At 67.5% G+C, this 13,106-nt stretch carries 11 protein-coding genes; 7 read left to right on the top strand and 4 right to left on the bottom strand.

Annotated elements, in window-relative coordinates; translation table 11 throughout:
* Positions 1 to 50 precede the first annotated feature (50 nt).
* Positions 51 to 425 carry a diacylglycerol kinase gene (locus tag IMW82_RS07380; protein WP_211004319.1) on the bottom strand — a complete coding sequence of 125 codons (375 nt, stop codon included), beginning with the start codon at positions 423 to 425 and terminating at the stop codon, positions 51 to 53.
* A gap of 278 nt (positions 426 to 703) precedes the next feature.
* On the opposite strand from IMW82_RS07380, the gene IMW82_RS07385 reads away from it, so the two are divergent.
* From IMW82_RS07385 to IMW82_RS07410, 6 genes are all read left to right on the top strand, one after another.
* The gene (locus IMW82_RS07385) at positions 704 to 2,254 is read left to right on the top strand and encodes an oligopeptide:H+ symporter (protein WP_211004146.1); all 1,551 of its coding nucleotides are present in this window, start codon (positions 704 to 706) and stop codon (positions 2,252 to 2,254) included.
* Positions 2,255 to 2,300: 46 nt separating this feature from the next.
* Positions 2,301 to 3,575 (top strand): ATP-binding protein, encoded by a 1,275-nt coding sequence (locus IMW82_RS07390; protein ID WP_211004147.1) that lies wholly within the window; start codon positions 2,301 to 2,303, stop codon positions 3,573 to 3,575.
* A gap of 72 nt (positions 3,576 to 3,647) precedes the next feature.
* Positions 3,648 to 4,232: a response regulator transcription factor gene (locus IMW82_RS07395; RefSeq protein ID WP_108470827.1), complete on the top strand. Its 585-nt coding sequence runs from the start codon at positions 3,648 to 3,650 to the stop codon at positions 4,230 to 4,232.
* Between the two features lie 154 nt (positions 4,233 to 4,386).
* A complete protein-coding gene (locus tag IMW82_RS07400; protein ID WP_211004148.1) occupies positions 4,387 to 6,645 on the top strand; it encodes a TonB-dependent receptor in 2,259 nt (752 codons plus the stop codon).
* Positions 6,646 to 6,794: 149 nt separating this feature from the next.
* The gene (locus IMW82_RS07405; protein WP_211004149.1) at positions 6,795 to 7,961 is read left to right on the top strand and encodes a sialidase family protein; all 1,167 of its coding nucleotides are present in this window, start codon (positions 6,795 to 6,797) and stop codon (positions 7,959 to 7,961) included.
* Positions 7,958 to 8,416 carry a hypothetical protein gene (locus tag IMW82_RS07410; RefSeq protein ID WP_108470830.1) on the top strand — a complete coding sequence of 153 codons (459 nt, stop codon included), beginning with the start codon at positions 7,958 to 7,960 and terminating at the stop codon, positions 8,414 to 8,416. Before IMW82_RS07405 ends, IMW82_RS07410 begins: the two co-directional genes overlap by 4 nt.
* Before the next feature lie 41 nt (positions 8,417 to 8,457).
* Here the strand turns inward: IMW82_RS07410 and IMW82_RS07415 are convergent, their stop codons facing one another.
* From IMW82_RS07415 to IMW82_RS07425, 3 genes are all read right to left on the bottom strand, one after another.
* Entirely contained in the window at positions 8,458 to 9,453 is a 996-nt protein-coding gene (locus IMW82_RS07415) for an isoaspartyl peptidase/L-asparaginase (RefSeq protein ID WP_211004150.1), read from the bottom strand.
* Positions 9,454 to 9,551: 98 nt separating this feature from the next.
* The gene (locus IMW82_RS07420; protein WP_211004151.1) at positions 9,552 to 11,117 is read right to left on the bottom strand and encodes a M56 family metallopeptidase; all 1,566 of its coding nucleotides are present in this window, start codon (positions 11,115 to 11,117) and stop codon (positions 9,552 to 9,554) included.
* Entirely contained in the window at positions 11,104 to 11,472 is a 369-nt protein-coding gene (locus IMW82_RS07425; RefSeq protein WP_211004152.1) for a BlaI/MecI/CopY family transcriptional regulator, read from the bottom strand. The genes IMW82_RS07420 and IMW82_RS07425 overlap by 14 nt, the downstream gene beginning before the upstream one ends.
* A 247-nt stretch (positions 11,473 to 11,719) precedes the next feature.
* Here IMW82_RS07425 and IMW82_RS17900 point away from each other — a divergent pair, with 247 nt between their 5' ends.
* Entirely contained in the window at positions 11,720 to 13,075 is a 1,356-nt protein-coding gene (locus IMW82_RS17900) for a 3-oxoacid CoA-transferase (RefSeq protein ID WP_211004153.1), read from the top strand.
* Positions 13,076 to 13,106: the final 31 nt, after the last annotated feature.

The following is a 13,106-nucleotide window of genomic DNA, read 5'->3' on the forward strand; positions in this document are numbered from 1 at the left end:
CATCCCATGCTGCTTGCCGCAATCGTGTCAGCACAGGGTGAACGCACGCGCTAACCGAACAGGCGCGGCCCGAGGATCAACACCCAGCTCAGCACCACCAGCACCAGCAGCACGAATACCGCCGCCGAGCCCATGTCCTTGGCGCGCCCGGCCAGCTCGTTGAATTCCGGGCTGACCTTGTCGACCACGGCCTCGATCGCCGAATTCAGCAGCTCGGCCGACAGCACCAGCATCGGCGCCAGGATCAGCACGAATTTCTCCACTCCGCCGTGGCCCAGCCACAGGCCGAGCGGGATCAGCACCACCGCCAGGCAGGCTTCCAGCCGGAACGAGGCCTCGTGCCGCCAGCCGGCGCGCAGCCCCTTCATCGACCACAGGAACGCGTTCCAGACCTGCTTCGGGCCGCGGAAACCTTCGGCGGCCATCAGCGGCGGTACCCGGTCGGCCGCAAACACCTCGGCGATGTCGATGCAATGGTGGACATGAACGGCAAGACTCCCCTGGAACGGGCCGGTTCGGACGGCCGATGATGCCACAAGCGCCGGCAGCGGACGCCCGTCGCGGGCCCGCTGTCATGCCGCAGTGCAGCTACACCGTGATGGCGAATGGGTTACGCTTCGTCGGTTGTGGCCCATTCAGGGGCCGCACGGCAATGGCGCGTGCCCGCACGTCGCCACGGTTTTGAATCTCGCACGGAAAACCTATGGCAACCCAGAACCCGCCCGTCTCGCAGACGCGGTCATTCAGCACCGTCTTCCTGATCGAAATGTGGGAGCGCTTCGGCTTCTACGGCATGCAGGTGCTGATGGTCACCTACATGGTGAAGAAGCTCGGCTTCGTCGACAGCAAGGCCAACCTGATCTGGGGCGCCGCCGCGGCGCTGATCTACGCCACGCCGGCCATCGGCGGCTGGGTCGGCGACAAGCTGATCGGCACCCGCCGCACCATGCTGCTCGGCGCGGTGGTGCTGACGCTGGGCTACGCGATGCTGTGGATTCCCACCAACAACGCCTACTTCCTGTACGTCGCGCTCGGCGTGATCATCGTCGGCAACGGCTTCTTCAAGCCGAACGCCGGCAACCTGGTGCGCAAGATCTACGAAGGCGACGACACCAAGATCGACAGCGCCTTCACCATCTACTACATGGCGGTGAACATCGGCTCGACCATTTCGATGCTGCTGACCCCGTGGATCCGTGACTACGTGGGCGCGAAATACGGTGACGCCTGGGGCTGGCATACCGCGTTCGGCGTCTGCGCGATCGGCCTGATCCTCGGCCTGATCAACTACACGCTGATGCAGCGGACGCTGGCGCACATCGGCTCGCCGGCCGATGACAAGCCGGTGGACGTCAAGCGCCTCGGCATGGTGTTGCTGGCCGCGATCGGCATGGTGTTCGTCTCCGCCTTCATCCTGCAGGACCAGACCGTCGCCAAATGGTGCGTGTACGCCGCCGGCGTGGTGATCCTGGGTATCTTCGTCCACCTGATCCGCAGCAGCGAGCCGCACGAGCGCGCCGGCCTGGTCGCCGCGCTGGTGCTGACCGCGCAGACGATCTTCTTCTTCATCTTCTACCAGCAGATGTCGACCTCGCTGAACCTGTTCGCGCAGCGCAACGTCGACCTCTCGTTCGACCTGTTCGGCCTGCACCTGTTCAACTGGATCCCCGAGCAGTTCCAGTCGCTCAACGCGATCTGGATCGTGCTGCTGAGCCCGGTGCTGGTGTTCCTCTACAACACCATGGGCAAGGTCGGCAAAAACCCCTCGGTGGCGGCCAAGTTCGCCTGGGGCTTCGCGGCGGTGGCGATCGGCTTCTTCATCTACGGCGTCGGCGCCCGCTTCGCGGTGAACGGCCAGGTCTCGTCGTGGATCATGGTATGGGGCTACGGCCTGTACTCGCTGGGCGAGCTGCTGGTGTCGGGCCTGGGCCTGGCGATGATCGCGCGCTACGTGCCGGCCCGCATGGGCGGCTTCATGATGGGCGCCTACTACGTGGCCTCGGGCATCTCGCAGTACCTGGGCAGCGTGGTGGCGAACTTCGCCAGCATCCCGACCGACATCAAGGATCCGCTGGTGTCGCTGCCGGTCTATACCGCGCTGTTCAACAAGCTCGGCTTCGCCGGCGTCGCCTGCACGGTGATCGCGCTGGCAATGCTGCCGCTGATGAAGAAGCTGTCGAGCAGCCACTCCGACTCCGTCGCCAACAACCCGCTGCCGGCCGTGCGCAGCGAGGAATTCAACACGCCGTCGTGACCCGACCGGGCCGCCGCGCGGCGGCCCGGCAAGTCTGGATACCACCATGCCGCACCGGCACTCCCAACGCATCGGTCCGTTCGCGCTGACGCGCTCGCTCGCCTGGCTGCGGATCTGCGCCATCGCGGGCCAGAGCACCGCCGTGCTGGTGTGCGCCTGGGGAATGCACCTGGGCATTCCGCTGCTGCCGCTGCTGCTCGGCATCGGGCTGCTCGGGGTGTTCTCGGTGTTCGCCGCATGGCGGCTGACCCAGCCGTGGCCGCTGCGCGAGTGGGAGGCGGTCGGCCACATCGCCTTCGACACGCTGGTGCTCGGCTACCTGCTGTACTTCACCGGCGGCGCCAGCAACCCGTTCATCACCCTGCTGCTGGTGCCGATCGCGCTCAGCGCGGCGGCGCTGTCGGGTCGGGCGGTGCTGGCGGTGGCCGCGCTGGCCGGTGTCGCCTATGTGATCCTGCTGTACTCGTACGTGCCGCTGCCGCTGCCGATGCCCGCCGGTTCGCCCAGCCGCTTCACGCTGCACGTGGTCGGCATGGGCGTGAACTTCGTGATCATGGCGCTGCTGCTGAGTTTCTTCATCAGCCGGCTGGCCCGTGTACTGCGGCTGCAACAGCTCGAGGTGCAGCGGGTGCGCGAGCGCGCGCTGCGCGACGAGGGCATCCTGGCGATCGCCACCCAAGCCGCCGGCGCCGCGCACGAACTCAACACGCCGCTGTCGACCATGCGCACCCTGCTGCCCGAACTGCGCCGCGAGCACGCCGGCGATGCGACGCTGGCCGAAGACCTGGCGCTGCTGGAAGGCCAGGTCGACCGCTGCCGCACGATCCTGCGCGAGATGGTCGCCTTCGGCAAGGCGCAACTGTCGCAGGAGCCGGAACGGCTCACAGTGGCTGCCTTCATCCACGGCTGCCTGGAACGCTTCCAGCTGCTGCGGCCCGAGGCGGAACTGGCCACGACGCTGGACGAGGACATCGTGCATACCGTGTTGCGCACTCCGCCGGGCCTGCGCCATGCGCTGCTCAACCTCCTCAACAACGCCGCCGACGCCTCGGCCGCCAATCACTCGCACGCGGTGGCACTGCAGGTCTCGCGCGACGGCGACTGGCTGCAGCTGAACGTGCGCGACCATGGCCCGGGTTTCGCCACCGACAGCGAACTCACCCTGCTCGGCTACTCGCAGAAGCAGACCGGGCTGGGCATCGGCCTGGCCCTGGCCGAAGCCACCGCCGAACGGCTCAACGGCGAACTGATCGCGCGCAATGCCGAACACGGCGCCGAAGTGTGCCTGCGCCTGCCGTTGGCGGTGATCGCCGAAAAATAGCCCGCCGGACGTGCAAGTGTCGCCGCTTCCGGCAAGAATGGGCGCCTGATCCACTTTCAGGGAACATAGCCGATGACCGAGTTGCCCCATGCCGTCACGGCGCGCCCGCTGCTGCTGGTCGACGACGACACCACCTTCCTGCGCGTGCTGGCGCGTGCGCTCGGCTCGCGCGGTTTCGAGGTGATCACCGCCAGCACCTTCGACGAGGCGCGTGCGCTGACGCGCCGGCACAACCCGCGCTACTGCGTGCTCGACTTGAAACTGGGCGAGGAGAACGGCCTGCGCCTGATCCCCGAGCTGCACACCCTGGTGCCGGACCTGCGCGTACTGCTGCTGACCGGCTACGCCTCGATTGCCACCGCGGTGGAGGCGATCAAGCGCGGCGCCCACGATTACCTGGCCAAGCCGGTCGACGCCGACGCCGTGGTGCGCGCCCTGCTCGACGGCGACAACGAGATCGACGACAACGACCTGCCGGACGCTCCCGAACAACCACTGGCACTGCGCCGGCTGGAGTGGGAGCACATCCAGCGCGTGCTCACCGAATGCGACGGCAACATTTCCGAGACCGCCCGCCGCCTCGGCATGCACCGCCGCACGCTGCAGCGCAAATTGAGCAAGCACCCGGTACGCGAACGCCCCGACCGCGAAGAGTGAGCTGGCGCCACGTATAGAAGCGCATCCCGGATCGGGCACCTTTTGGCGTGTCCGCGCATCCCATCGGCGACCCCCGCTGCGACAACGCGCCATCTGTCGTGCGCACGGCAGCGGACTATCCTTGCAACCCTAGATCCCCATCCAGAGTGTCGTCTTGAACACCCTACCGCTCGGCCTTTGTGCAGTCGCACTCGCCGTGTCCGCCAGCCCGCTGCTGGCCGCCGATGAACCCGCCCCCGCCACCACCACGCTCGCCCCGGTCTCGGTGCATGCCAGCGACACCATGGTGATGGAAACGCCCAGCGTGCAGGTGCGCATCCGGCGGCAGAAACTGCAGCAGCAGAACCTCACCGAAAGCGCCGACGCACTGAAGTACGCGCCGAACATGCAAGTGCGCAAGCGCTACATCGGCGATCCCAACGCGGTGGTCAGCGGCCGCAACGCCGGCACCCTGCAGAGCGCGCGCAGCCTGGTCTACGCCGACGGCCTGCTGCTCTCCAACCTGATGACCAACGGCTGGGACGGCGCGCCGCGCTGGGGCATGGTGGCGCCCGAGGAAATCGGTGCGGTCGACATCCTGTACGGCCCCTATTCCGCGCTGTATCCGGGCAACTCGCTGGGCAGCACCGTGCTGATCCACACCGTGCTGCCGCAGCAGTTCACCGCCAGCGCGAGCACCCAGTTCTTCAGCCAGGACTACCATGATGCGTATGGCGCCGGCGGCCACTACAGCGGCCACCAGGCCGCCGCCACGCTGGGCGACAAGCAGGGGCGCTTCAGCTGGCTGCTGGAACTCAGCCGGCTCAACAACCATGGTCAGCCGATGCAGTACGCCACCGCCAAGGCCGGCGGTAATGCGGCCGCCGCGGTGCCGGTCAGCGGTGCCGTGCTGGACCACAACCCGAACGGCTCGCCGCGACTGGTGTACGGCGCCAACAGCATCGAACACACGGTGCAGGACCAGGCCAAGCTGAAGGTCGGCGTGGATATCACCGATCACGTCGCCGCGCTGTTCACCGTGGGCTGGTGGCACAACCGCGCCGAGGACCGTACCCGCAGCCTGATCCGCGATGCCGGCGGCCACCCGGTCGCCGCCGGCACGATCAGCGCCGCCGGGCAGACCTGGACGCTGCCCGCCAGCGGCCTGGCACCCTCCTCGGCCAGCGACACCCACCTGCTGTACGGCGTCGAGCTGAACGGCCACCTCGACAACGGCTGGCGCTGGACCGCGGTGGCCAGCCATTACGACTTCCTGCGCTCGCAGGCGGCCACGGCCAACCTGGCCGAACCCGGCAGGCCCAGCGGCGGACCCGGCACGATCGCCGACAAGGCCGGCTCCGGCTGGGACACGCTCGACCTGCGCAGTTCCGGACCGCTCGGCGAGCGCCACATGCTCTACGCCGGCATGCACGGCGACCGCTACGTGCTGGACAGCCGCGTGCGCAACGCCAGCAGCTGGCTCGGCGATGCCGACGGCGCGCAGATCAGCGGGTTCGCCGGCCGCACGCAGACCCGCGCGCTGTACCTGCAGGACGTGTGGAGCTTCGCCGACGCCTGGGCGCTCACCCTCGGCGGCCGGCTGGAACAATGGCGCGCCTACGGCGGCCTGCGCGCGAACGCATTCGACACCCTGCGCTACGCCGATCGCCGGCGCACCGACTTCTCGCCCAAGGCGGCGCTGAGCTGGGATCTCGCTGACGACTGGGAACTGCGCCTGGCCTACGGCAAGGCCGTGCGTTACCCGACCGTGACCGAGTTGTTCCAGGGCAGCCTGTCGGCCAACGCGATCGTCAACAACGACCCTGCGCTGAAGCCCGAGACCGACGAGTCCACCGACCTCACCCTGACCCGCCACCTGGAGCACGGCCACTGGCGCGTCTCGCTGTACCAGGATCGCATCGCCAACTCGCTGTACTCGCAGACCGACATCACCGTCACCCCTACCGTTACCAGCGTGCAGAACATCGACAGGATGCGCAGCCGCGGCATCGAGGGCGAGCTCGGCCTCACCGACCTCTGGCTGGACGGCCTCGACCTGCAGGCCAGCCTCGCCCTCAATGACGCGAAGACGCTGCAGGATCACCAGTACCCGCTGGCCAACGGCAAGACCTTCCCGCGCATGCCGAAAGTCCGCGCCAGCGTGTTCGCCGATTACCGTTTCGCACCGCAGTGGGACGCCTCGCTCGGCATCCGCCACTCCGGCCGCCAGTACGGCACGCTGGACAACAGCGACTACATGGATACTTACGGCGCGGTCAGCCGCTTCACCGTGGCCGACGCGAAACTGCGCTGGAAGTTCGCACCGGGCTGGACCGCCGCGCTCGGCGTCGACAACCTCACCAACGAGCAGTACTGGGTCTACCATCCCTACGCCGGCCGCACTTGGTTCGGCGAACTGCGCTGGGAGTTGTGAAAAGCTGCCAAGCCCTGCGCGCACTACTCCCTCCCCTGCTCGCAGGGGAGGGCTGGGGTGGGGTCGCTCTTGATCGCAAAGTCAAAAGCTTCACCCCCTCCCAACCTCCCCCTGCCTGCAGGGGGAGGAGCGAAGCCCGAGGAACACTCATGCGCCACCTGCTGTTTACCCTGTTCTGCCTGCTGTCACCCGCGCTGCTGGCGCACGACGGCATGCGCATGGAAATGCCGAAAGGCCCCGAGCTGGGCGCCAGCGCGGCGTTCGACAGCCACGGCCGGCTGTGGCTGGTGGATGCGGCGGATGGTCACGTGCGGTTGCGCCATTCCGACGACGACGGCCGCACGCTGAGCGCACCGGTCGAGGTGAACGCCACGGCCGAACGCATCTACGCCGAGGGCGAGAACCGCCCGAAGATCGCGTTCGGGCCACACGACGAAATCTACGTGAGCTGGTCGCAGCCGCGCGCCGCACCGTGGACCGGCTTCGTACGTTTCGCCCGCTCGACCGATCGTGGCGAACACTTCAGCGAGCCGCTGACCGTGCATCACGACCGCGCCGAAATCACCCACCGCTTCGACGCGCTGGCGGTCGACGGCAAGGGCCGCATCGTGATCGCCTGGATCGACAAGCGCGACCTGATCGCGGTCACCGCCGCCGGCAAGCCGTACCTGGGCGCCGCGATCTACTACAGCTGGTCGGACGACGGCGGCAAGAGCTTCGTGCCCGAGCGCAAGCTGGTCGACCAGAGCTGCGAATGCTGCCGCATCGCGCTGGCGCGCATGCCCGATGGCGAAGTCGCCGCGTTCTTCCGCGGCATCTACGGCGACAACATCCGCGACCACGCGTATGCCGTGTTGCGTACGGACGGCCAGGCCAGCCGGGTCGCGCGCGCCACCTTCAGCGACTGGCAGATCGCCGGCTGCCCGCACCACGGGCCCGGCCTGGCGATCGGCACCGACGGCATCCGCCACGCCGTGTGGTACGAGGCGAAGGGCCAGCCCACGATCCGGTACGGCCAGCTCGATCCCGGCCATGCACCGAAACATGCGCTGGCGATCGCCGGTAGCGGCGCCAGCCACGCCGACGTGGCCGTGCACGGGCGCACCGTGTGGGTGGTGTGGAACCAGGTCGGTGCCGACGGCTACACGCTGATGCTGCGCCGCTCGACCGACGATGGCGCACACTTCGACGCGCCCCGCGACATCTCCCATAGCAGCGGTGCGGTGGGTTCGCCGCAGCTGCTGCTGAAACAGGGCCGTGCGTTCGTGGCCTGGAACACCGCCGCCGGCTTCCGCCTGGTCGAGGTACCACGATGAAGCGCCTGCTGCTCGCTTTCGCCCTGTGGCTGCCGGCGCTGGCCTGTGCCGGCACGCTGCAGCCGCTGGCCGCCACCGATGTTGCCGCCCTGCTGCAGCCGCCGGCGCACGGCACGCGCATCCTCGCGCTGTGGTCGCTCGACTGCGCCTACTGCGAGCCGAACCTCGAAGCGCTCGCGACATTGCAGCGTGCCCATCCGCACGAGCTTGAACTGGTCACCGTGACGACCGACAGCATTGCGTTGCGCACGGCGATCGAGGCGCGCCTGCACAGCATGAAGATGGATGTCTATCCCGCGCGCGCCTACGCCGAGGCCTCACCCGAACGCACCAACTTCCTGCTCGACCCGAACTGGGGCGGCGAGACACCGCGGGTGCTGGTGATCCGCGCCGACGGCAGCCGCCTGGGCATCAGCGGCGCGCTGACGCCGGCGCAGCTGCACAAAATTTTGTAGGCGGACAGCGCCCGCCGCCTTGCCCCGCCGCCGTGCAGCCCTCAGGGCTGCGCGACGCTGTCGGCCGGCGCCGGCAGCTCGGCGGTGCCGTCGTCCTCGTCGCCGTAGAGCGCCACGTGCGGCACGCCGTCGGCGCCGATCCAGCCGCGGTACATGCCGTCGGTGTTGAACGGGATCGAGATATGGCCTTGCGCGTCCAGCGCGATCGCACCGCCGTTGCCCCCCATCGAGGGGATTTCCTGGTTGATCACCTCGGCGGCGGCACGCTTCAGCGGCACGCGCATCTGGGTCACCTTCATGCAGATTTCGTGCGCGGCCACGGTGCGGATGTAGAACTCGCCCCAGCCGGTGCCGGAGACCGCGCAGCCGCTATTGGCATAGGTGCCGGCACCAATGATCGGCGAATCGCCGATGCGGCCCCAGCGCTTGTCGGTCATCCCGCCGGTGGATGTCCCGGCGGCAAGGCGGCCCTGTGCGTCCAGCGCCACCGCGCCAACCGTACCGAAGTGTTTGGCCGTCTCGACGTCCGCATGTGGCTGCTTCGCGGCGTCTTCCTTCAGCGCCTTCTGCAGTTGCTGCCAGCGTGCTTCGGTGCGGAAGTACGAGGGATCGACCAGGGTGATGCCCTGCTCCTTCGCGAAGGCCTCGGCACCGGCGCCGGACAGCATCACGTGTGGCGAATGTTCCATCACCGCGCGCGCCAACAGGATCGGGTTCTTTACCCGCTGCACCCCGGCCACCGCGCCAGCACGCAGCGTGTTGCCGTCCATGATCGCCGCATCCAGCTCGTTGGTGCCGTCATGGGTGAACACCGCACCCTTGCCGGCATTGAAATTCGGATCGTCCTCGAGCACGGTGATCGCCGCAGCCACCGCATCCAGCGCTGGCTTGCCCGCCTTGAGCTCGGCGTAGCCTTTCTGCAACGCCTGCGTCATCGCCGCGCGTACCGCCTGCTCCTTCGCCGGCGTCATGTCGCGCTTGATCACGCCGGCGCCGCCGTGGATCACCAGCACGGGCGAGACGGCGGCGTGGCTCATGGCTGTGATCCCGAAGGCAGCAAGGGCAAGCAACAGGTGGTGCGGTCTCACGTGGGCGTTCTCCGGACAACGGCACGAGTATACCGGTGTCCGGTTGCTCACTTGGGCGCGAAGCGTACCCGCTCGCCGTCCAGCACCAGCTTCATGCCGGCAAGGTCGGCCACCCGCTGCAATGCCGTGCCCGCAGGCATCTCGTTGAACGACAGCGTGACCGGGGCAGCAACCAGCGCGTCCGGGTTGACGAGCGTCCAGCCCGCCTTTGCCGCTATCGATTCCGCCACGGCACGCGCCGTGCCGTTGGTGACGTGCTCGGTGACCTTGACCGGGGAAGCTTCGGCAATCGCTCGCGCCGGACAGCCGGCCTGCGGCGTGACGTCGATGGCGTATGCATGTATTCCGTCGACTCCGGTACCTTCGGCGTGCAACTTCTGGCCGAGCGTGCCAAGCAGTTGACTGCGCGCAAGCGGTGAGGCGCCTGTGTTGCCCACGGCAAGGTCGATACGCACCTGTCGGTCGCCAACAGCAACGGGGGTCGCCTGCACCATCAAGCTGCCCACGTTCGCCACTGCTGTCTTGCCCGGTGCCACGCACAACGCAAGCGCCACGCTCTGGGCCTCACCCTTGTGACCATCATCAGTCGACAGCTCGACCTGCATGTCCAGCTGGTACTCCGGACCCCGGACCTTCCAGGCCGCATGATCCGCCTGGACCTTCCAGGCCATGCGCTCTGCTTGCGGCGCACTGGCGGCATAAACCGAACCGGCCACGGCAATGGCGAGTGCAAAGCCGGCGATTGTTCCGACGTTCCGGCGCAGGCGATTTGGCGAAGGCAGTTTCAACATGGCAATACGCTCCGTGAGTGGATGACGGGGGGACCAGGTGCACCCCACCGGCAGCGCGAACGCGGCCGACTGGGTCTTCAGCATCGCGTTCGCATAACTGCGCCGCTGCTCACCGTGTTCGCGCAGCACGGCGGCGTCGCAGGCCAGTTCCTGGTCGTGGCGAAGTGCGGCAAGCGCCCACCAGGCCAGCGGATGAAACCAGAACAGCGCGACCGCCACCTGCGCGAACAGGCACCACCAGCCATCATGGCGGCGCGCATGCGCGGTCTCGTGAGCGAGGATCAGCGCGCGTTCGTTGACGTCGTAGCGCTGCTCGAAGTCTGCCGGCAACACGATGTGCGTGCGCCAGGCGCCGACCAGCGCCGGGCCGACATCCGTACCGACGGCACGCAACACGGGCCAGCGCGACGAGGAGACATTCACGGCGGTGGCTCCGCGCAGACAGCGGCGGTAGCGCTGCTGCACAAGCGCGGCCAGCAACAGACTGCACACGCTGCCGGTGACCCAGGCGAGCACGGCAAGGACGCGCCAGTCGATGGCACCGGATTGGACCCCGTACCCCGGCAATGCGGCCGCCGCCGAGGCGATCGCGATCACCACCGGCGACAACACCACGACCGGTGCTTCAGCCACATGCGGCAACTGGCTGGCCAGCATCGCCAGCGGCGGCAGCAGCCACAGCTGGAACGCCCGCTCGGTGCCGAACAGTCGGCGGCATGGCCTGCGCAGCGCGGCGACCAGCAGCACCGCCGCGGTGAACGCGAGCAGCAGCAGCCAGCCGCAGCCTAGCCAGTCGATTGCGGCCAGCTCACTGCTCATCATCTAGCTCCTTCAGCAGCTTGCGCAGTTCGGCGATGTCCTTCTTCGTGAGCTTGCGCTGTTCGGAGAAGTGCGCCACCAGCGGCGCCACGCGGCCGCCGAACAGGCGGTCGAGCAGGCCCTTGCTTTCCTGCTGCACGTATTGCTCGCGCGCCAGCAGCGGCGTGTAGAGGTAACGGCGACCGTCGCGTTCGGCATGCACCGCCTTCTTGCGCAGCAGGCGGTTGAGCAGGGACTTCACCGTGCCTTCCTGCCAGCCCTGCACCGGGCCGACTTCGGCCAGGATCTCCTCGGCCGTGCGCGGCGCCTCGCGCCAGAGCACGTCCATCACTACCGCTTCGGCTTCGCTGATCGCCATGAGTCACCGTTTACATGTGTAAGTGAATTAATGTTTACACGCGTAATTGATTGCGTCAAGCACCTTTTCATGCGGAGTCGGGACTGGCCTCGCCGCGGCGCCACTACGGGATTCGAGCCGGCTGGAAGATTGCCGCAACGGCCGAATCTCGACGCGGGCCCACGAGCCTCGGACCTTGGTACAAGGTCGGTCAGGCTCAATCCGTCGTATCCTTGGCAGCTGACTCTCCCTGCAGGAAGGCACAGCAATGGACAAGGTTTATCCCAGCGCCGCGAAAGCTCTCGACGGCCTGTTGGCCGACGGCATGACCATCGCCGCCGGCGGTTTCGGCCTGTGCGGCATCCCCGAGAACCTGATCGGCGCACTGCTGGAGGCCGGCACCAAGGGCCTGACCATCGTCGGCAACAACGCCGGCGTGGATGATTTCGGCATGGGCCCGCTGCTGAAGACACACCAGGTCAAGCGCGTGTACGCGTCCTACGTGGGCGAGAACAAGGAATTCGAGCGCCAGGTGCTGGCCGGCGAACTCGAACTGCACCTGACCCCGCAGGGTACGCTGGCCGAGAAGCTGCGCGCCGGTGGCGCCGGCATCCCCGGTTTCTACACGCGCACCGCGTTCGGCACCAAGCTGGCCGAGGGCAAGGAAACCAAGGTGTTCAGCGGCAAGGAATACGTACTGGAGGAATCCATCAGCGCCGACCTGTCGATCGTCAAGGCATGGAAGGGCGACGCCCACGGCAACCTGGTGTTCCGCGAGACCGCACGCAACTTCAACCCGATGATCGCCACCTGCGGCAAGATCTGCGTGGCCGAGGTGGAACACCTGGTGCCGGTGGGTGAGCTGGACCCGAACAACATCCACGTGCCGGGCATCTACGTCGACCGCATCGTGCAGGGCGCGAAGTACGAGAAGCGCATCGAGTTCCGCACGCTCGCCGGCGTGGTCGGTGCGAAGGAAAGCCCGATCCGCGTGGCCATGGCCAAACGCGCCGCGCAGGAGCTGCAGGACGGCTTCTACGTGAACCTGGGCATTGGCATTCCCACCATGGTGGCGAACTACATCCCCGACGGCGTCAGCGTCACCCTGCAGTCGGAGAACGGCCTGCTCGGCATCGGCCCATTCCCGACCGAGGACCAGCTCGATCCCGACCTGATCAACGCCGGCAAGCAGACCATCACCACCCTGCCCGGCTCCAGCTTCTTCTCCAGCGCCGAGTCGTTCGCGATGATCCGCGGCGGCCACATCGACCTGTCGATCCTGGGCGGGCTGGAAGTCTCCGCGCACGGCGATCTGGCCAACTGGATGGTCCCGGGCAAGATGGTCAAGGGCCCGGGCGGCGCGATGGACCTGGTCAGCGGCGTCAAGCGCGTGGTGGTGCTGATGGAGCACAACGCGAAGGATGGCTCACCGAAGATCAAGGACGCCTGCGACCTGCCACTGACCGGCAAGCAGGTGGTGGACCTGATCATCACCGACCTGTGCGTGTTCGCGGTGGAGAAAGGCAAGGGCCTGACCCTGATCGAACTCAACGACGGCGTGACGCTGGACGAAGTGAAGGCGAAGACCGGCTGCGCATTCACGGTGGCGCTGCAAGCCGGTTGATGCCTGGCGCTGCGGAATCGAAAGAACCGGC

This window comes from Rhodanobacter sp. B2A1Ga4, assembly GCF_018101315.1.
GTDB classification, from domain to species: Bacteria; Pseudomonadota; Gammaproteobacteria; order Xanthomonadales; family Rhodanobacteraceae; genus Rhodanobacter; species Rhodanobacter thiooxydans_A.